Origin of the sequence: Acinetobacter sp. ANC 4779 (genome assembly GCF_004331055.1) — a bacterium.
In the GTDB taxonomy this organism is placed as follows: domain Bacteria; phylum Pseudomonadota; class Gammaproteobacteria; order Pseudomonadales; family Moraxellaceae; genus Acinetobacter.
On sequence record NZ_SJNU01000019.1, the window covers coordinates 1 to 20,235 of the forward strand.

The 20,235-nt window shown below is 40.3% G+C and carries 18 protein-coding genes, 1 other RNA gene and 1 pseudogene; 5 read left to right on the forward strand and 15 right to left on the reverse strand.

What is annotated here, in order from left to right; genetic code table 11:
- Both E0H80_RS16015 and E0H80_RS16020 read left to right on the forward strand, forming a co-directional pair.
- Nucleotides 1-459 (forward strand): annotated as a pseudogene (locus E0H80_RS16015) (DNA recombination/repair protein RecA); the annotation flags it as partial.
- A gap of 87 nt (nucleotides 460-546) precedes the next feature.
- Nucleotides 547-1,146, forward strand: a complete 600-nt coding sequence (locus E0H80_RS16020; RefSeq protein ID WP_131367369.1) for a regulatory protein RecX — start codon at nucleotides 547-549, stop codon at nucleotides 1,144-1,146.
- Nucleotides 1,147-1,185: 39 nt separating this feature from the next.
- Here E0H80_RS16020 and ffs read toward each other — a convergent pair.
- Nucleotides 1,186-1,282, reverse strand: an RNA gene (ffs, locus tag E0H80_RS16025) — signal recognition particle sRNA small type.
- Nucleotides 1,283-1,576: 294 nt separating this feature from the next.
- On the opposite strand from ffs, the gene E0H80_RS16030 reads away from it, so the two are divergent.
- Nucleotides 1,577-2,440, forward strand: a complete 864-nt coding sequence (locus E0H80_RS16030; protein WP_131367371.1) for a YbgF trimerization domain-containing protein — start codon at nucleotides 1,577-1,579, stop codon at nucleotides 2,438-2,440.
- A gap of 55 nt (nucleotides 2,441-2,495) precedes the next feature.
- Here E0H80_RS16030 and lpxA read toward each other — a convergent pair whose 3' ends face one another.
- The 12 genes from lpxA to rimO all read right to left on the reverse strand — a co-directional run bounded on the left by lpxA (nucleotide 2,496) and on the right by rimO (nucleotide 14,938).
- Nucleotides 2,496-3,284, reverse strand: coding sequence for an acyl-ACP--UDP-N-acetylglucosamine O-acyltransferase (gene lpxA / locus E0H80_RS16035; protein WP_131367373.1), 789 nt, complete (start codon nucleotides 3,282-3,284; stop codon nucleotides 2,496-2,498).
- The gene (gene fabZ / locus E0H80_RS16040) at nucleotides 3,281-3,766 is read right to left on the reverse strand and encodes a 3-hydroxyacyl-ACP dehydratase FabZ (RefSeq protein WP_171255359.1); all 486 of its coding nucleotides are present in this window, start codon (nucleotides 3,764-3,766) and stop codon (nucleotides 3,281-3,283) included. The genes lpxA and fabZ overlap by 4 nt, the downstream gene beginning before the upstream one ends.
- Before the next feature lie 6 nt (nucleotides 3,767-3,772).
- Nucleotides 3,773-4,840, reverse strand: coding sequence for a UDP-3-O-(3-hydroxymyristoyl)glucosamine N-acyltransferase (lpxD, locus tag E0H80_RS16045; protein WP_131367374.1), 1,068 nt, complete (start codon nucleotides 4,838-4,840; stop codon nucleotides 3,773-3,775).
- A 3-nt stretch (nucleotides 4,841-4,843) separates the two neighbouring features.
- Nucleotides 4,844-5,341 carry an OmpH family outer membrane protein gene (locus E0H80_RS16050; protein WP_131367376.1) on the reverse strand — a complete coding sequence of 166 codons (498 nt, stop codon included), beginning with the start codon at nucleotides 5,339-5,341 and terminating at the stop codon, nucleotides 4,844-4,846.
- Nucleotides 5,342-5,417: 76 nt separating this feature from the next.
- A complete protein-coding gene (gene bamA / locus E0H80_RS16055) occupies nucleotides 5,418-7,991 on the reverse strand; it encodes an outer membrane protein assembly factor BamA (RefSeq protein ID WP_131367378.1) in 2,574 nt (857 codons plus the stop codon).
- A 41-nt stretch (nucleotides 7,992-8,032) separates the two neighbouring features.
- Nucleotides 8,033-9,388: an RIP metalloprotease RseP gene (rseP, locus tag E0H80_RS16060; RefSeq protein WP_131367380.1), complete on the reverse strand. Its 1,356-nt coding sequence runs from the start codon at nucleotides 9,386-9,388 to the stop codon at nucleotides 8,033-8,035.
- A gap of 3 nt (nucleotides 9,389-9,391) precedes the next feature.
- Entirely contained in the window at nucleotides 9,392-10,588 is a 1,197-nt protein-coding gene (gene ispC, locus E0H80_RS16065) for a 1-deoxy-D-xylulose-5-phosphate reductoisomerase (RefSeq protein WP_131367382.1), read from the reverse strand.
- Nucleotides 10,589-11,413 (reverse strand): phosphatidate cytidylyltransferase, encoded by an 825-nt coding sequence (locus E0H80_RS16070; RefSeq protein ID WP_131367385.1) that lies wholly within the window; start codon nucleotides 11,411-11,413, stop codon nucleotides 10,589-10,591.
- Between the two features lie 3 nt (nucleotides 11,414-11,416).
- Nucleotides 11,417-12,169 (reverse strand): polyprenyl diphosphate synthase, encoded by a 753-nt coding sequence (uppS, locus tag E0H80_RS16075; protein WP_131367388.1) that lies wholly within the window; start codon nucleotides 12,167-12,169, stop codon nucleotides 11,417-11,419.
- 6 nt (nucleotides 12,170-12,175) lie between these two features.
- Entirely contained in the window at nucleotides 12,176-12,730 is a 555-nt protein-coding gene (frr, locus tag E0H80_RS16080) for a ribosome recycling factor (RefSeq protein ID WP_067865558.1), read from the reverse strand.
- Nucleotides 12,731-12,807: 77 nt separating this feature from the next.
- On the reverse strand, nucleotides 12,808-13,536 hold the full coding sequence (pyrH, locus tag E0H80_RS16085) for a UMP kinase (RefSeq protein WP_131367390.1): 729 nt from the start codon (nucleotides 13,534-13,536) through the stop codon (nucleotides 12,808-12,810).
- Nucleotides 13,537-13,594: 58 nt separating this feature from the next.
- Nucleotides 13,595-14,938, reverse strand: a complete 1,344-nt coding sequence (gene rimO / locus E0H80_RS16090; protein WP_067865552.1) for a 30S ribosomal protein S12 methylthiotransferase RimO — start codon at nucleotides 14,936-14,938, stop codon at nucleotides 13,595-13,597.
- Between the two features lie 360 nt (nucleotides 14,939-15,298).
- On the opposite strand from rimO, the gene glnL reads away from it, so the two are divergent.
- Nucleotides 15,299-16,408 carry a nitrogen regulation protein NR(II) gene (glnL, locus tag E0H80_RS16095; RefSeq protein WP_131367393.1) on the forward strand — a complete coding sequence of 370 codons (1,110 nt, stop codon included), beginning with the start codon at nucleotides 15,299-15,301 and terminating at the stop codon, nucleotides 16,406-16,408.
- On the forward strand, nucleotides 16,395-17,876 hold the full coding sequence (glnG, locus tag E0H80_RS16100; RefSeq protein WP_131367396.1) for a nitrogen regulation protein NR(I): 1,482 nt from the start codon (nucleotides 16,395-16,397) through the stop codon (nucleotides 17,874-17,876). The genes glnL and glnG overlap by 14 nt, the downstream gene beginning before the upstream one ends.
- Before the next feature lie 378 nt (nucleotides 17,877-18,254).
- On the opposite strand, the gene E0H80_RS16105 is transcribed toward glnG, so the two are convergent.
- Together E0H80_RS16105 and mhpT are read right to left on the reverse strand one after the other, a co-directional pair.
- Nucleotides 18,255-18,581 carry a hypothetical protein gene (locus E0H80_RS16105; RefSeq protein WP_131367427.1) on the reverse strand — a complete coding sequence of 109 codons (327 nt, stop codon included), beginning with the start codon at nucleotides 18,579-18,581 and terminating at the stop codon, nucleotides 18,255-18,257.
- A 141-nt stretch (nucleotides 18,582-18,722) separates the two neighbouring features.
- Complete coding sequence (gene mhpT / locus E0H80_RS16110) at nucleotides 18,723-19,928, reverse strand: 3-(3-hydroxy-phenyl)propionate transporter MhpT (protein WP_131367399.1); 1,206 nt, start codon at nucleotides 19,926-19,928, stop codon at nucleotides 18,723-18,725.
- Between the last annotated feature and the right edge of the window lie 307 nt (nucleotides 19,929-20,235).

The following is a 20,235-nucleotide window of genomic DNA, read 5'->3' on the forward strand; positions in this document are numbered from 1 at the left end:
ATGAAAATTGGTGTGATGTTCGGTAGCCCTGAAACCACAACGGGTGGTAATGCACTTAAATTCTACGCTTCAATACGTCTGGATATCCGTCGTATTGGTCAAGTGAAAGAAGGCGATGAAATTGTCGGTTCTGAAACACGTGTTAAAGTCGTGAAGAACAAAATGGCACCTCCGTTCAGAGAAGCATTATTCCAGATTTTGTATGGTAAAGGCGTGAATCAGCTGGGTGAACTGGTTGATCTTGCAGTTGCGCAAGAGCTGGTTCAAAAAGCAGGTGCGTGGTATTCATATCAAGGCAATAAAATTGGTCAGGGTAAAAACAATGTTATCCGACATTTAGAGGAAAACCCTCAAATTGCACAGGAACTTGATCGACTTATTCGTGAAAAGCTATTAACACCTGTGACCAAACCAATTGAAGAAAAAGATGAAGAAGAACCAGACTTGCTCGATGCTTAACTAGCATGATGTTAAAGTCGAATTTTTCGAGTTAAACTGTAAAACGCCCTACGGGGCGTTTTTTATTTGATGTGATCGATACACGATATGAGTAATCCTAAATTTCCCAAAATGCTTAACTATGAAGCCATCAAGCAACAATTTGATGATTCATCGACAGAGTCAACAGCAGCATTATCCACCCCCATAGCATCAGAAGCATTACATTTTGAAGATGACCCACAGCCCAAGCCTAAAGGTCTTACAGGCTCTCGTTTGCGCTCTTATGCCTTTGCTGTACTGACACGCAGAGAATATTCAAAAGCCGACCTGATTGAGAAGCTTGCGCTATATGCCATGGATCGTGATGAGGTATTGAAGCTGGTCGATGAGCTGGCAAAAGAAAATTATCAAAGTGACCAACGCGTGGCAGAAATTATGCTGTCTAGCCAAAAACGTAAAGGCAAAGGTCCGAACCGAATTAAGTTGGCATTAAAATCAAAAAAAATTGACGCCAGTTTAATTCAGGAAGAATTAAAAGAAACCGATTGGAATGAACAGGCTTATCAACTGAAAGTAAAAAAATATGGCACAAAAGTAGAAAAAGAGCCAAAACTTAAAGCAAAACAGATTCGCTTTTTAATGTATCGCGGATTTGAAATGGATGCGATTATCAAAGCAATTACAAGAAAAGAAGATGAGTTTTAAGAGAAGAATAAGAATTATTATTTTAGAAACTGGTGGCAACCCCACTAGCAAAACTTCGGCACATCATAGTTCTGTTACCGTTGCTACCTTCCGGTCCTGGCGGGGTTCACAGAGTACAATTGCGAAGCCACCAGCGGGGCTACCATTGCAAGATCAGAGTATAGAGATTTTTATTTAACTTGCAAGCCTTGCAACGACTTTTCGTGCCACATCGCCTTTATTTGATTATTAAAAAAACAATCTTGATTAAAAACAGCATTTTTTATATTTTTTATCAAGGCTATCAATTACTTTAAACCTACGACAAGTTTGTAAATGCATATTGCATTTCACCGCATGGACGTTTTTAATGTGTTCAGATCTTTTAAATAGGTACATTCTAAATATTGCAAATTTTGAATATACCTAAGAATACGAAATGGATATTTTTATGATGCTCAAACAGCATGTTTTATGTGCCCTCGCCTTATTTGGTTCAGTTTCTCTCTATGCCAACATTCCAATTGAATCTCGTGGTTTAAGTCAAAATCCTGTTGAGCCGAGCGCTAATAGCGTCGCAATTAATTCTGGTGCTGCAACTGCCAATGTACCGACCAATCTTAATTGGCAAATCATGCAGAAAAACCAGCAATTAGAAAATGATATTCGTGCCTTACGCGGCAAAATTGAAGAACAGGACAATGAAATTGACAAGCTTAAACATGAACTCACCAATCGCTATACTGACCTAGATCAGCGTCTAGAACTTTTGCAGCAAAAAGTAGATCCAGAAAGCGCAACCTCAGAGGAGGATAACCAACAAGATACGTCTCCCAGTACCGCAAATAGCCCAACCGCAGTAACAAGCAAGACAACGACTACACTACCAGCAGCAAAGACTACAAATACACAAGCAACACCACCCACTAGTGCTCAACAGTCTTCAGCTGAAATGGATAAAGCGGCTTATACGGTTGCTTTAGATGCCTATAAACAAGGTGGTGCGAAAAAAGCCATTGCACCGATGAAAAACTTTATTAAAAATAATCCTAACAGTGTTTATATTAGTAATGCTTATTTCTGGTTGGCAGAATTCAATTTAGCCATTGAACCGACCAATTATGCTGAAGCAAAAAAGAATTACAACATTGTGATCAATCAATATCCAAATTCGGCCAAGGCTTCACTTGCCCTCTATCAACTGCATAATATTGCTAAAGATGTAGATCGTAATACAGCACTGGCCAATCAACTTAAAACCAAGCTAATCAAAGATTACCCGAAATCGGAAGAAGCGGGTTATTTCAAGAAATAAGAATATAAAAAAAGACACCATAGGAGGTGTCTTTTTTATTTAGCAGCATGTTCAATTAACGAACAATACCACGCTTCGATTGTTCCAAAGAATCAATGAGTAACTGAACTTCAGGAACTTCCGGCAGGATTTCCGCACGAATCTGTTGAATCGCCTGTTCGGTGGTTAAACCTTCCTTGTAGATCAATTTAAATCCTTGACGCAGTCCTTGGATCACATTCTTAGACCAACCTTTACGACGCATACCTTCTACATTCATTGCAAATGCATGCGCTGGATTACCTGAAACCATCACATAAGCAGGCACATCTTTCAGAATTAACGAAGCACCGCCAATCATGCTGAAAGAATCGATCTTGCAGAATTGATGAATCCCGGAGTTGCCACCCACCACCACATAGTCGCCGACATGAACATGTCCAGCAACACCGACATTATTGGCAAAAATATTATAATCGCCTACCACACAGTCATGTGCAATATGGGTATTCACCATCAATAAATTATGGCTACCAATTTTAGTGATGCCCTGATCTTGAGTCGTACCACGGTGTAAACTGCAATGTTCACGAATTGAGTTGTGATCGCCAATTTCAAGCCATGTTTCTTCGCCAGCATATTTTAAATCCTGACATACTTCACCCACACTCGCAAATTGGAATATTTCGTTGTTTTTCCCAATGCGAGTATAGCCAGCTATAACTACATGTGAATGTAGCTTAGTGCCTTCACCAATGCTGACCTGTGGCCCAATAATACAATAAGGACCAATTTGTACATCTGAAGCAATCACTGCAGATGAGTCAATAATGGCGGTTGGGTGAATTAAATCGTTATTACTCATGCCTGCTCTATTTTCTGATGCGAAACTATAATTTCCGCGGTAGTTGCTACAACGCCATCAACAGTGGCTATACAATTATATTTGTAAATGCCACGTTTATGCATAACCAACTCTGATTTTAATACGAGTTGATCACCAGCAACGACTTGTTTTTTAAAACGAACCTTTTCAGCGCCCGCAAAAAGAAACAATGAACCGGGGCCTGGTTTTTCATTATTCATGATAAAACCAAGTATACCAGAGACTTGAGCTAATGCCTCAACAATCAGCACCCCAGGCATAATTGGATAACCTGGGAAATGTCCCTGTAAAAACTCTTCGTTGATCGAAACATTTTTATAACCAACAATACCATTATCAGTCACATCAACGACTCGATCGACCAATAAAAATGGATAGCGGTGAGGTAAATATTCACGAATTTGTTGAATGTGCATTGGCAATTCAGGCTTCGTAAATGCAGGAGTATTCGACTCAGTCATCATATTCTATTTACGCTTAAAAGTTGATTCAAGGGACTCTATTTGAGCCTGTATATGATCAAGCCGTTTCACCAGTTGGGTCAATGGCACATCTGCTAATTGTTTAAAGCGTACAGCAGCGCGTTTCCAGTGCAAACTTTCCAGCATGGGTGTGCCAGAAGAATAGCTACCTGCCTCAGAAATATTTTTTGTGACCATTGACATGCCGGTAATTGTGACATTATCCGCAATATTGATGTGACCTACCACTCCGACTGCACCCGCAAATACACAGTTTTTGCCAATTGTGGTACTGCCTGCAATACCACATTTTGCTGCAATTGCTGTATTGGCGCCAATCTTGACGTTATGCGCAATTTGCACAAGGTTATCAATAATCACGCCATCTTCAAGAATTGTGTCATCTAATGCGCCACGATCAATACTACAATTTGATCCAATTCGGACGTCATTTCCAATTTTAACCGAGCCTAATTGTGCAATACGATGCCATTTGCCTTGATAAGGTGCAAAGCCAAAACCTTCTCCACCAATTACAGTATTGGCATGAATACGTACTCGACTGCCCACTTTAGTTTCACCGGTTAAAGTAACGTGTGAATCAATAAAACATTGTTTGCCTATTTCTACATCATCATCGATTTTAACGTGGGATTGAATGACGGTTTCATCGCCCACCACACAATTCTCACCGATCACCACATAATGTCCAATATAGGCACTATCAGCAATCATTGCAGACGAATGAATTTGAGCTGTACTTTCTATACCGTGTCCGGTATGTTTTTTTTCAAAGACATGCGTCAAAATTGCGAAAGCAAGATAAGGATTATCGACAATAATAAAATTATTATGCGTATCTAACTGGGATTTTAAAGCTGCAGTGACAATGAGTGCACCTGCTTTTGAGGCACGTGCATGATCTAAATATTTTTCAGCATTTACAAATGCGATATGTTTGGCTTGAGCGACATCTAAGCTTGCCAATCCTTCTAAAGTTAAATCAGGTTGACCGACATACTCACCTTGTACAAGGTGAGCAAGATCTTCTAAGCGAAATTGTCTATGATTCATTGATTACTTAATAATATTGACCTTTTGAATCATTTTATCAGTTAAATCGTATTTAGGGTCATAGGCAAGCGCTGAATTTTTATTTAAAACAATATCTAAATTATTCTCTTTACGCAATTGTTCAGCAGCTTGCTTTACACGCGCATCAAAAACAGTGCGGATTTGTTGAATGGAGCTTTGAACGCTACCCTGCACGGATTGTTGTAATTGATTCAACTCCTGAAACTTGGCTTGATACTGTGCCGACAGTTTTTGCTTTTCTGCATCAGTAAATTTGGCGTTAGATTGTGCCCGTTGCTGTAATACCTCAAGCTCTTTAGACAGCTGCTCAATTTTAGTGGTTTGTGGCTGAATTTTTTGCTGTACAGCGGTGTTTTGTTGTTTTAAATAACTACTATTTTCCACCAGACGTTCTAAATCAATCACCCCATAACCGGCAGCCTGCGTCAAAGAGGTCATGCTTGCCAAAGCGATACCCATCGCCATCATCATTTTTTTCATCATTTTCTCTTTAAGTTTGATTGTGTCAATACATCCAATAATGTATTAACACAACCTGAATTATTCTTAGGCAATTTTAGAATGTACGGCCAATTTCAAACTGGATATTTTTAGTTTGATCACCCGGTTTATCATTTAATGGGTATGCATAGCTGAGTGAAAGGGGACCAATCATGGTAATCCAGGTAAAGCCAACGCCAACGCTGTAACGGAAGTTGTCAGCATCAAAGCCAAAATTGTCTTCACAATATTGTTTAGCATCGACTCCAGCATTGCCATTTAAATATAAGCTTCCATTAGGAACACTACATTGAGTATCAAATACCTGTGCTCCTTCAGCAAAGACTACTGGTCGAACCTGACGCGTCCAGTCTCCTTTAAATGGTAATGGTAATGCGAGTTCTGCACCAAATTGTACTAAAGCATTACCACCCACTTCTTCAGGATCATAATCTATTTGATGCGACTCATTATACGTTACACCCGGATATTTCGGACCCAAGGTACTGTTGTCATAGCCACGAACTGAACCAAAACCACCCGCATAGAAGTTTTTATAGAAAGGTAAATCATTACCATACCCTAACTTACCATAGCCACGAAGCACAAAGTCATATGGCAATGGCAAGAATGCTTGCGCATCATAGGTCAGTTTTTGATATTCAACATCACTGCCTGGTAATGCAATTTCACCATTCACACGATGTGACATACCTGATGTCGGGAAAACAGGTCGGTTTAAGGTGTTATATGACCAGCCTAAATTCAGGTTATAAGTTAAAAATCCACCTTTAAATTGATCTTCGAAATCAACCAAACCTACAGCCTGTTGGTTTTCATTTAAACATTTATCAGGAGTGTCATATCCTACAGGAGGTGTTTGAGGTCTTGTTATACCATTAAGTTGATCTAGTGCAGCTTGTGAATACAGAGTCGCAATACAAACATCTTGACGTACACTTGTGGCTTTCCCACCATTTGCTTTTAAATAATCTCGAACATAAGTCGAAACATATGGACCTGTGGTGACGTCAGTTTGGTCAATATTTAGACCTGCACTGATGCTTTGGTTCTCATCAATTGGATATCCAAAGTTGATACCACCACCAAAACTGTCCGTCACATAGTTGTTGACGTTATAGTCGTCATTCAACTTAGTTTTACGGTAATACATGTTATAACCGCGACGTACACCGTCAATGGTAAAGTACGGATCAGTCACACTTAAATTATAATAGTCTTGCGTTTCTGAACGAGACAAATCGATAGATACACTATTACCTGTACCCAAGAAATTAGTCTGACTTAAACCCGCCTGGAAGGTTATACCACCACTTTGTGAGAAACCGACGGCCAGGGTACTTGTTCCTGAATGTTGCTCTTCAACATTAATATTTAAATCAACCTGATCCGGTACATTAGGAATACGGGCAGGTTTAATATCTACAGTTTTGAAGAAACCGGTCCGTTCCAGACGAACTTTAGACAAATCAATTTTTTCATTGCTTGCTAATGCGCCTTCCATTTGACGCATTTCACGACGTAATACTTCATCTGCAGTTTTGGTATTACCAGTGAAGTTAATACGACGTACCGTCACTTGTTGACCTGGATTGATATAATAATTCAAGTTAACCAGTTTGTTTTCTTCATTAATTTCAGGAACCATGTTCACTTCGGCATAGTAATAACCTGCATTACCATACTTACGAAGTAAAAGCTGTTTAACTGCGTTTACTTTTTCTTGAGAGTAAGTCTCACCATCTTTATAAATTTGCAGCGCTTTCAATTCTTCTGGTTTATAAAGTGCATCCCCTAGAAACTTGGTCTCACCAAATTTAAACTGTTCACCCTCTTCTACAGCGACTTCAACAAAGATATTCTTTTTATCTTCACTCAGATTCAAGCTTGAGTTAGCAATATTAAAATTGATATAACCTTTGTTTAAATACAATGCGCGCAAAGCTTCCAGGCTGGCAGCCATCTTCTCTCGTGCATAACGATCGTTACGGGTAACAATCGAACTCCAGCTACTTTCTTTAACTGCAAAAGCTTGCTTGATCTCGCTTTCTTTAAAAACAGTATTGCCAATAATATTGATGTCAACAACTTTAGCCGCTTTACCTTCCACAAACTCGATGGTTAGATCAACTCGGTTGTTTGGTCTAGCGACTGTTTTAACACTTACATCTGCGTCATAACGGCCTTGCTGCATATATTGTTGTTCAAGTTCGGTTTCAATGGTTTGCAGGGCAGATTTTTTTAAAACCTCACCTTCGGCAATACCCATTTTTTTCAGCCCATCTTCGAGGGCTTCTTTAGGAATCAGTTTATTCCCTTTAAACTCCACCTTGGAGATCAGTGGACGTTCAACCACGGTAAAAATGAGTGTATCCGCTTCTCTTGAGGCTTTGATATCATCAAATAAGCCCGTGGCATATAAAGCACGAATCGAATTTGCAATAGTCGTATCATCGACACGATCGCCAGCATTGACCGGCAACATCCCATAGACATTTGTTGGCGTTAAACGAACAAGCCCGTCAATTTTGATATCGCGGACAATGAATTCATCTGCTGCATATACTTGTTGTACTGCTGCCATTGCACTAATGAGCGCCAAAGGCATAAATAAATGTTTGTGCTGCATGCCAGTCTTTTCCGATGTTAATTTATTTCGAATCTGCGTTGTTATAAACGCATGAAGTCATTGAATAATGCCAGGAGCATCATGCTGCCGAGCAGTACCATACCAATTTTCAAACCAACCAATTGTATTTGTTCAGAAACAGGTTTACCACGAATCAGCTCAATAAAATAGTAAACTAAATGTCCACCATCCAGCATAGGAATCGGTAATAAATTTAAAATACCTAAACTTACGCTCATTAGAGCCATAAAAGAGATAAAGGTCTGCCAACCCATTTCCGCACTTTGTCCTGCCACTTTAGCAATGGTGATTGGACCAGATAAATTATCCAGGCCAATTAAACCACGAAACATTTTGACGATCGAGTTCAAAATCATACCTGAAATTTGACCCGTTTTATCAACCGCCATCACAAATGCTTCAGTCGGACTATATTGAATCATTTGTTTGTAATCTGCAGGAATATTTATTTTCCCGGGGATATTCTGTACACCCAACACACCTGAAACATTACCCATGTTGTCACGTTTACCCTGTGGCATCACCTGTAAATGTAGCAATTGATTTTGACGTAAAATATCTATTTTTAACATTTTTTCTGGTGAAGCCTGAACAACTTGAACCACATCGAACCAATCATTCATTTTCACCCCATCAATCGCAATAATTTTATCGCCTTTTTTCATCCCTTGACGAATCGCTGCACCATCTTCACTGAGTTTAGAGGCAATGGCAGGAATATTGGGGCGATATGGCATAAAGCCTAAACTATCTAAAGCAGATTGATTTTGATTCTTTAAGAAATCGTGAATAGGTAACTGGAAGGTTTTGACTTGCCCCTCACGTTCTGCCTGAATTTCAATTGAACCTGTTTCACCAACACGATCGACCAAAGCAAAATTCAATTTTTCCCAGGTAGGTGTTTCAGTACCATCCACTGTAGTAATTTTGTCACCAATCTGCATTTGAACAGTTGCAGCAGGTGAATTTGGTAATACTTTACCAACACGGGTATTGAGTTGTTCTTGCGATGGGATAAATAAAATCCAGAATAAAACCACAGCAAAAGCTAAATTAATCAGGGGACCTGCGGCGACAATGGCGATCCGCTTCCAAGGATGCTGACGGTTAAATGCTTGGGGTAAATCTTGTTCAGCAACATTGCCTTCACGCTCATCCAACATTTTTACATAGCCACCTAATGGCAATGCAGAAAGCTGATATTGAATACCAGACTTCTTAGACGTCCATTTCAGCAATGTTGGCCCAAAACCAATGGAATAGACTAAAACTTTCACCCCAAGTTTACGTGCAACAATATAATGTCCAAACTCATGGATCGCAATAAGCGGTCCGAGTAAGAGAATGGCTGCCACAACAATAAACAAGGCACTCATGCTTTAGTTTCCTTTACTGATGACAATTTGCTGGGCTACAGAACGAGCAAGCTTGTCAACTTGTAAAATAAGTTCAATCGATTCCGCAGCACCACTTTCAACCTGATTCAAGGTTTGTTCAACCACTTGAGGGATTTCAGTAAAGCCAATGCTACTTTTTAAAAATGCTGCAACAGCAATCTCATTCGCAGCATTTAAAATTGCGGGTGCCAGCCCCCCACTTTGCATCGCTTGTCGAGCCAGTTTCAATGCTGGGAAACGTGTTGTATCAGGTTCTTGAAAATCTAGCTGATGATTCATAAACAGGTCAAGTGCAGGCACATGGGTTTGAATACGTTCAGGCCATGCAAGCGCATGTGCAATTGGGGTACACATATCAGGATTACCCATCTGCGCCAAAGTCGAACCATCCACGTATTGAACCATAGAGTGAATAATACTCTGCGGATGAACCACCACTGTTACAAACTGTTCTGAAATTGCAAAGAGATGACAGGCCTCGATGAGTTCCAAGCCTTTATTCATTAAAGTTGCAGAATCGACAGAAATTTTTTGTCCCATCGACCAATTCGGGTGCTTGCACGCTTGTGCAGGCGTCACATTGTTTAATTGTTCAAGACTATGCTTTAAAAAAGGACCGCCAGAGGCTGTAAGCAAAATACGCGACACACCTTGTTTGGGTTGGCCATTTCTTTTAGTCTGAAAATAATTCTGAGGCAAACATTGAAAAATAGCGTTATGTTCCGAGTCCACAGGAAGCAGTTCTGCATGATAATCATGCGCAGCTTGCATCATGAGTTCACCCGACATCACCAGGGCTTCTTTATTTGCCAATAGAACCCGCTTACCGGCTTTAACCGCTGCCAGTGTAGGCAATAAACCTGCCGCACCGACAATTGCCGCCATCACCACATCGACATCGGTATGTTCAACGACGGTAATTAATCCGGCTTCACCAGACAGAATTTCAATATTATTCAGATTTTGATTTTGAAAATGTTGTTTGAGTTCATCAACCTTATTGGAGGGAACAACCACGATTTTCGGTCGGTACTGTTTGCATATTTCAACAAGTTCCGCAATCCGACTATATGCCGTGACTGCAAATACAGAATATTTTTCAGGATGTTGTTGCAGAATTTTCAAGGTGCTTTGACCAATAGAACCCGTTACACCTAATATACAAACAGATTGTGACATCTATAAATCTACACCAATAAGTTTTAAAACATACATGCCTGCAGCAAAAATTGGAGCAGCAGCAAGCAATGAATCAATACGGTCAAGCACCCCACCATGTCCTGGCAAAATACGACCCGAATCCTTAATTCCTGCACGACGTTTGATCATAGATTCAAACAAATCACCCAATACAGAACTAAATACTGTCACTATAGATAAAATTAAAAACAGAATATGTTGAGCTAAAGTTAAATCTAAATAAACAACTTCAACCACCACCACAATAATCATTGCAGTGAAAATACCGCCATATAAACCTTCAACCGATTTATTTGGACTGACATCTGGTGCTAGTTTTTTCTTACCCAACTTACGTCCGACAAAATAAGCACCACTATCTGCGCCCCATACCAGTAAAAACAGGTACATGAGCCACCATGGCGAGCTATGCCAAACCGAAAAAATTGCGGTAACCGCAGCAGAAATTAAAATAAAACCGATCACATTTAAGCTTGGATTATACCATCCATCATAACTTGGATACGATTTAACCCAAAAGATGCTTAAAATCCATGAAAAAATGGAAGCTGCCCAAAGTAATAGAGCGATATCATTAAAATATAAGGCCAAAGTTGCTAATGCTGCGGTCGCTAATCCATAACCCCAAGCAAAGGATTTAATAAGATTTTTGTTTTTTCCTGGCATGAGCTTAAACCACTCATATCCTGCGACCCCTGCTGCAACAATCATCAGCACAAACATTGGATACTGAGACTGTGTAGCAAACATACAACTAAGTACGACTGCTACCAATACCAATGCGGTTATAATCCGCTCTAACATTTATTAATTCTCGATTTTCTCTTGTTGGATTTGCTCTGAAGTTTTACCAAAACGACGTTCACGACCAGCAAAAACTGCTAACGCATCATCGAATTCTTCAACAGTAAATTCAGGCCATAAGGTTTGGGTAAAATACAACTCAGCATAAGCGGCTTGCCAAAGCAAAAAATTCGACAAACGATAATCACCACCAGTGCGAATCAGTAAATCTACCGCGGGTAAATCCGCCATACTGACATGTTGCCCAAACAACTCAACATTTATATCTTCAACTGCGATTTTTTTTGCCACAGCATCTGCTGCAATTTGTTTTGCAGCCTGTGCCATATCCCACATACCACCATAACTGATAGCGATGGTCAAAGTCATGCTGTCGAACTTAGCAGTCCTTTGTTCGGCTTGCAACATCAACTCACGCAAATGTGCAGTTAAACGAGAACGATCACCAATAAAACGTAAAGCAATATTGAATTGTTCCATTCGAGGCAGTTGCTCCTGGATTGTTTCTTCCAACAATGCCATGAGTAGATCAACCTCAAATTGGGGACGATTCCAGTTTTCACTAGAGAATGCAAAAACAGTTAACGCCTGTATTTTATTTTTTCTACAGTGCTCAACAATCGGATCCAGGACATTTTTCCCTTCACGATGTCCAGCACCCTTTTGCATTTGCATTTTTTTTGCAAAACGATTGTTGCCATCCATGATGATGGCAACGTGTTTTGGAAGAGGTAAACTGTCTTCTGATACAGTCATTAAATCTTAGACCTTCATCAATTCAGCTTCTTTCGCAGCAAGGCGTCTGTCTACTTCGGCAACAAATTTGTCCGTGATTTTTTGAATATCATCTGATGCACGACGATCATCATCTTCAGAAATTTCTTTTTCTTTCAATAATGCTTTGATGTCGCCCAATACATCACGACGGATGTTACGGATTGCAACTTTTGCATTTTCAGCTTCAGTACGTGCAACTTTCTGCATGTCACGACGTGTTTCTTCAGTCAGCGCAGGCATTGGAACGCGAATAGCATCAGCAGTAATCGGATTTAAACCCAAACCAGCTTCACGAATCGCTTTATCAATTGCTGAAACCATTGTACGCTCAAATGGCTGCACAACCAGTGTACGGGAATCTTCAAGACCCACGTTTGCCACTTGGTTGAGAGGCACGTCAGAGCCATAGTAAGGAACCATTACACCATTCAAGATAGATGGATGTGCGCGGCCAGTACGAACTTTAGCAAAACCATGTTCTAAAGACTCTAAAGTCTTGTTCATACGGTCTTCACTGTCTTTTTTAAGATCGTTAATCATATGATCTTCCTTACTTAATTCTAAGAGATGTAATTATTGAATAGCATGTAGTATAAAGAGCTTTCAGGCTCACGTCATTAATTGGTAACGTGAGTCCCTTCTTTTTCGCCCATAACCACTGAAAGCAATGAACCCGACTTATTCATATCGAATACTTGAAGTGGCACATTGTGGTCACGGCATAAACAGATTGCCGTTAAATCCATAATGCCCAACTTTTCATCTAAAACTTGGTCAAAGGTAAGGGTTTCATATTTTACTGCATCGTCATATTTGCTTGGATCTTTATTATATACGCCATCCACTTTAGTGGCTTTCAAGATCAGGTGGGCTTCAATTTCAATACCACGCAAGCAAGCGGCTGTATCCGTAGTAAAGAACGGATTACCCGTACCTGCAACAAATACGCACACTTCACCTTGAGTTAAATGACGAATCGCATCACGGCTTGAATAGGATTCAACGACGGCACCAATAGGCAAAGCAGACATTAAACGGGTTTTAATATTGCGACGCACCAAAGCATCACGTAGTGCCAAGCCATTCATTACAGTGGCAAGCATACCCATTTGGTCACCTGTTACACGGCCAACCAAACCATCTTTTTGCAGTTGGCTACCGCGGTACAGGTTACCCCCACCTACCACGATACCGACTTGCACACCCAGACCGACCAAATGAGCAATAGCTAAAGACATTTGATCAAGCACTTGTGCATCAATCCCCATGTCTTTATTTCCAGCAAGCGCCTCACCAGAAAGTTTGAGCAAAATACGTTCATAACGGGGCTTTTTTGAATCCAACATCAGGAAATCTCCGAATCTTCCAATATCTAAAATTTTATTCGTATACTTTTATGACAGATCAAGCTGCTTTAATTCGAATTAACTTTGCATATAAATCATATTCATCTGCATCGGTAATTTCGACTTCAAGCAAATCACCAGCTTTAACTTGACTCTTATCAATATCTTCAACAAAGACATTACCATCAATTTCAGGCGCATCTGCATAAGAACGTGCCACAGCCACCGGAAATTCATCTTCCAGATCATCTACCAGTACAGTCATGGTTTGACCAATGCGTTTTTGCAGTTTGGCTGCTGAAATTTCTTGCTGCACTTGCATGAAACGTTCGTAACGGTCTTGCTTGATTTCTTCAGGTACATGATCCGGCAGATCATTTGCTGTCGCACCTTCTACAGGTGAATAAGTAAAGCAACCTACTCGATCAAGCTGTGCTTCCTTGAGCCATTCAAGCAGAATCTGGAAATCCTCTTCCGTTTCACCCGGAAAACCCACCACGAATGTTGAACGAATCACCAGTTCAGGACATTTTTCACGCCAAAGTTTAAGGCGTTCTAATGTGTTTTCACTATGCGCCGGTCGCTTCATCAATTTTAAGATACGCGGGCTGGCATGCTGAAAAGGAATGTCTAGATATGGCAGGATTTTACCTTGTGCCATCAAGTCAATCACAGCATCCACATGTGGATATGGATAAACATAATGTAGGCGCACCCAGATGCCGAGTTGACCTAAGGCTTCACACATGTCGAAGAATTTGGTTTTAACCGGCTGACCGTTCCAGAAATCGAGTTTATACTTGGTGTCTAAACCATAAGCAGAAGTATCTTGAGAAATAACAAGGACTTCTTTTACGCCTGCATTTTTCAGCGCTTGTGCTTCGCTTAAAACCGAACCTACAGGGCGAGAAACCAGATCGCCACGCATGCTTGGAATAATACAGAATGTGCAACGATGGTTGCAGCCTTCCGATATTTTCAAATAGGCATAATGTTTAGGGGTCAAACGAATCCCTTGTTCAGGAACAAGGTCAATATATGGGTTATGCTTTGGTGGTTCAGGTACGTACTGATGTACGGCCTCCATCACTTCTTGATATGCCGCGGCACCGGTCACTTTAAGGACACTTGGGTGCATTTTACGAATTTTGTCTTCATCTTTACCCAAACAGCCAGTCACAATGACACGACCATTTGCGCTTATCGCTTCGCCAATGGCATCTAACGATTCTTGTACTGCAGATTCAATAAAACCACAGGTATTAACAACAACCAAATCAGCACCTTCATAATCTGATGCTACATCATAACCTTCAGTCTTTAACTGAGTTAAAATTCGTTCGGAATCTACCAATGCCTTAGGACAACCTAAAGAAACAAAACCGACTTTGGGGGATTTCATGAATCTGCACTCCACTATAATGCGCGTATTGTATGTCTTTTCCGATCATAAAAATAGGTAGAAAGCCGACTCTTTGCATAACGCACCAAAATACGTCCAAATTTTTATCAAATATTTTAAGCGCACCATTTTGGTTCACTAATATTTTTATTTGCTTTAATATGCTATTTAAATTCTGTACTCAAATAACAAAAAGCACATTTTTATAGCTTCAGAATTTTTATTTCCACCCATGTTCAAAGTTGGCGTACATTTTGCTTTATTTCGACAACATTTAACTGGTTGAATGTCCCATAACAGGGAGGAATAACAAGAGGTGCAGATACCATTGCGCTATTTTAATACAGGATACTTTCGCTAATGGATCAACCCGTCGGGATCGACTATCGCCTTTTAGTGGATAACTTAACCACCGCCATTTTACTGGTTGATAGGCAGCTGAATATTTTTTATTTAAATTCTTCTTGTGAATCTTTGTTTGACATCAGTTTACTGCGCGCGTCAGGCCAGCCTGTTTTGAATTTACTGCATATGCCGGATGATGAGTTTAATACCAAAGAAGCTTTATTGAATACTTTCATCACGGGACAAAATTACACCCGCCGCGAAGCAACTATCAGTGTCAACTTTAAAGATATGCATGTGGATTATACGGTTTCACGAATAAACGATCAAAAACCGTATCACCCACTTCTACTAATAGAATTAAATCCAATCGACCGGATGTTGAAAATTTCTAAAGAAGAAAACCTGATTCAACAACATCAGGTTGCCCGCCAACTGATTCGTGGTGTAGCACACGAAATTAAAAATCCTTTAGGTGGTATTCGTGGTGCAACCCAACTGCTGGCACGTAGTTTAAATGATCCTCAATATTCAGAATTTACTGACATTATTATTAGCGAAGTGGATCGCTTACGTAATCTGGCAGATACCCTGCTCGGTTCACGTCAATTACCAAGTTATGAATCAGTCAATGTACATGAGCCACTCGAACGTGTCCGTTCACTGGTTACCAATCAAACTAAAAAGAAAATCAAAATCATTCGGGATTATGATTTGTCTTTACCTGACGTCATGGCAGACCGTGATCAGCTGATTCAGGTGATGCTCAACATTAGCGTAAATGCCGTACAAGCCATGATGGAAAATAAAGAATTCTTTGTTGACCATCAACCTCAACTTATTTTGCGAACACGGATTCAACGCCTCGTTACTATTAATGGTGTGTTAAAGCGTTCTGCTGTTCGTATTGATATTGAAGACAATGGTCCGGGTGTACCGGAAGAGATTTTAGAATCGCTGTTTTATCCATTGGTCACAGGACGTGCCAAGGGTACAGGCCTTGGTTTGAGCATTGCACAAAATATTATGCACCAACATAGCGGAATGATTGAATGCCAGTCAGTTCCAGGAAAAACAGTCTTTAGCTTATATTTACCTTGGGAGTTTAACCATGTCGCGAAATAAAATATGGGTAATTGATGATGATCGCGCCATGCGCTGGGTGTTGGAAAAAACATTTAAAGAAGAAGGTTTTGACGTTACCAGTTTTGAAGAAGCACAATCTGCGCTTGATCAACTGAATACAGATACACCTGATGTGATTTTGACCGATATCCGTATGCCGGGAATAGATGGTTTAACCTTTTTAGGCAAAGTTAAAACCAGTCACCCTGATCTGCCTGTCATTATTATGACCGCACATTCGGACCTGGAATCTGCGGTTTCAAGCTATCAAACCGGTGCTTTTGAATATCTGCCAAAACCCTTTGATATTGATGAAGCATTGGCATTGGTCAATCGTGCAATTTTGCATATTGCCAAGTTACAACAACAAGAATCGGCAAAAACAGCACCACCTATTCAAACCACCGAAATCATTGGTGAATCACCTGCAATGCAGGAAGTTTTCCGTGCGATTGGCCGTTTGTCACAGTCACACATTACTGTACTGATTAACGGTGAATCGGGAACTGGCAAAGAACTGGTTGCGCATGCCCTGCATCGTCATTCACCACGTAGCAGCAAGCCTTTCATTGCCTTAAACATGGCGGCTATTCCCAAAGATCTAATTGAGACTGAACTTTTCGGCCACGAGAAAGGTGCTTTTACTGGTGCTAACTCGCAACGTCAGGGTCGTTTTGAACAAGCCAATGGCGGTACGCTATTTTTAGATGAAATCGGCGATATGCCCTTTGAAACCCAAACACGTTTACTGCGCGTTTTGGCAGATGGCGAATTCTATCGTGTCGGTGGTCACATACCGGTAAAAGTTGATGTACGTATTGTTGCCGCAACCCACCAAGACCTGGAAAAACTGGTGCATGAGGGTCGCTTCCGTGAAGATTTATATCATCGCCTGAACGTGATTCGTATCCACATTCCGAAACTGGCCCATCGTAGTGAAGACATTCCGATGTTGGCGCAGCATTTCTTGGCACGTGCAGGTAAAGAGTTAGGGGTAAATCCTAAAATCTTGCGTCCTGAAACCCAAGAGTATATGCAACAATTACCTTGGCAAGGCAACGTTCGTCAGCTAGAAAATACCTGTCGCTGGCTTACAGTGATGATTACCGGACGTGAGGTTTATCCTGAAGACTTACCGGCTGAATTAAAACAAATTCCCATTCACCGCTCTGGTGATGAGGCGCAACCGCACAATACTTCTGATCGTGTTTCGCTGCATCATTGGGATGAATTACTGGCGCAATGGGCGATCCAAAAGCTTAAAAATGGCGAAATGAAGATTCTGGACATTGCTACTCCCATGTTCGAGCGTACTTTAATTACTGCCGCTTTACAGCAAACCCGTGGTCGCAAACGTCATGCTGCTGAATTACTCGGCTGGGGACGCAATACGCTGACTCGCAAGCTAAAAGAATTAGGAATGGACACTGCAGATGAGGATGTTGAAGAAGAAGTTATCGAAAACTAAATTCCTTCTACTTCCCTAAAAATAAAAGCCTCTTCAAGATAATGCCAGTCAGTTAAAAATTGATTGGCATTTTCTTTTTATAATCCTGTAGGTTCCTTCGATAGATATAAACGTCATTCACAATCCACCAGATGTTAGTAAGCTATTGTCTTTACAATAAAAGATTAAGAAATAGAAATTAAACAGGTTTATGAATAACAAAATGCTTTTAGTTCTGTTGGCAAATAGAAACACTGGTTCGCACGGAAGCAATAAACTCCTCAGATAGGATTAAACAGCTAAGGCCCCTTTCACAATAACCAAAAGTTAAAAAGTTCATTTTAAAATTTCTTAACTGACGAGTATCACCATGTTTGGAGCTTTTTTATTGAATGCTATTTATGCAGTAAAACCTACATAGCGAGAATACCCGGCTATGCCCAAATCAGATTGAAAAATCAAATAATGGAGATACCTAGATTGCGTGATTTCTGTAAACATATTCACCTGATCATCATGTGCATGCAGATCATCCACAGAACGCGGCATGCTTTGCTCAAATTCATCAGTCATATATTCAAAACCGATATCCATGGCAATAAATAAAGTATGTTCACAAGGCTGTACATACTGCTCTTCAGCCCAATTAATAACATCTTGTTGACAATGGGGACACTGAATGTTGTCCGTTGCTTGAATGGATAACGAAATAAGTTGGTAAGCCATATAAAAATAAGTCTGTTTGCTATACATGCATTTTAGCAAATTATTGAGACGACTTTATTTTTTCAATCCATATTTGCAATAAAAAAGGGAATCTTTAGATTCCCTTTTTAAAGTCATGTTTTTTTAAAGATCAGCAATCATCTATTTATGCGCAGATTTATAACGTGATAATGCAGTGACCGCCACAGCAGAAATTACCACTGCCGGCAAACTCGCCATTAAAATACCCGTGGTTCCTAAACCGAGCGCCAATATTTTCCCTGTCAGTAAGGGTCCGGTCATGGCACCTAAGCGCCCTAGAGAAATCGCACTGCCCACACCGGTCACCTTACCGGTGCCTGAATAAAAGATAGGTGAAATACCGTAAAGAATGGATTGACCACCAGTTGAGAAGATCCCGCCCATTACCCCCGCCAAAACCAACATTGGAATAGAGGTGGTGGTGAATAACAAACTCAAGGCAACAAATAAACCACTATAGATAATCACTGCCATTTGCCAGAGTTTTAAGCGATCAAGCAAGTAACCCAAAGCCAAAGTCCCAATTACCGCGCCCACTTGGAATACCAACATCACCATGAATGCTTGTTGTTTTTGCAAACCTTGTTCCATCAGCAAGTTAGGCAACCAGCTAATCAAAATATAATTGATCATTAAGGTAAAGAAGAAACCAACCCAAAGTGGCAAGGTATTTTTATACTGTTGGTTTTTAAACAATACTTGCGCCATCCCAGGAACCGCTTCTGGAGGCACTTGCGCTACAGCTACAGGTTTTGGCTTATCTTTAAGAATAAACGCCATAAATGGAATAAGCGCTAACGGCGTTAAACCACCAATCAAAAACAAGGTATGCCATTCGATTTCAGGCAATAAAATTGCCAAACCAGCTACAAAAATTGCGCCAACGGGTAAACCACAATACATCAGGCTATTTAACTTGCCGCGATTGGCCTCCGTTGCTTCATCACCCACCACTGAAATCATGGTCGGCATTGCTGCACCCAAGCCAAGTCCGGTAAAGAAGCGCGCTGCGTATAAAAATTCGACGCTTGGTGCAATTGCAGTCAGCGCCATGAAAACACCAAAAATACCAATAGATAACATCAGGACTTTCTTTTGTCCCAAATAATCCGCAATACGTCCACCAAAGAATGCCCCAAACAGCATTCCAAATACGCCCAAACTAAAGACATACCCCATCTGAATCTGATCTAAACCAAAGGTTGCCGCAATTCCTTTCGCTGCAATACCTGGTGCTTGAAGATCGAAACCTTCAAAAAATGCGACCCAAAAACACAAAAATATCGTTAAGATTTTTTGTAGTTTCCCTGTGTGTGTTTGTGCCATGATTGATCTCCATCAATAGTATACAAATCGTTTGTACAATAACGATTTATCTCACTATTCTCTGTGCAATCACTCACCAAAAATACCACTACAATAGTCGGATTTCATGGCATAAAAATATGGAAAGCCCATCAAATTAGACTTAAAAGATTAAACAAACAGACAATTCAAGTCTTAGTTTTATTTATTGGTATTTATTTTCAATGACTTATATTTATAGTAGTTATTTGTGATTAAACCATATTCAAAATTGATTCATGAAAATTAAGCATTAAAAAACCCGCATAATGCGGGTTTTTTAAATTCG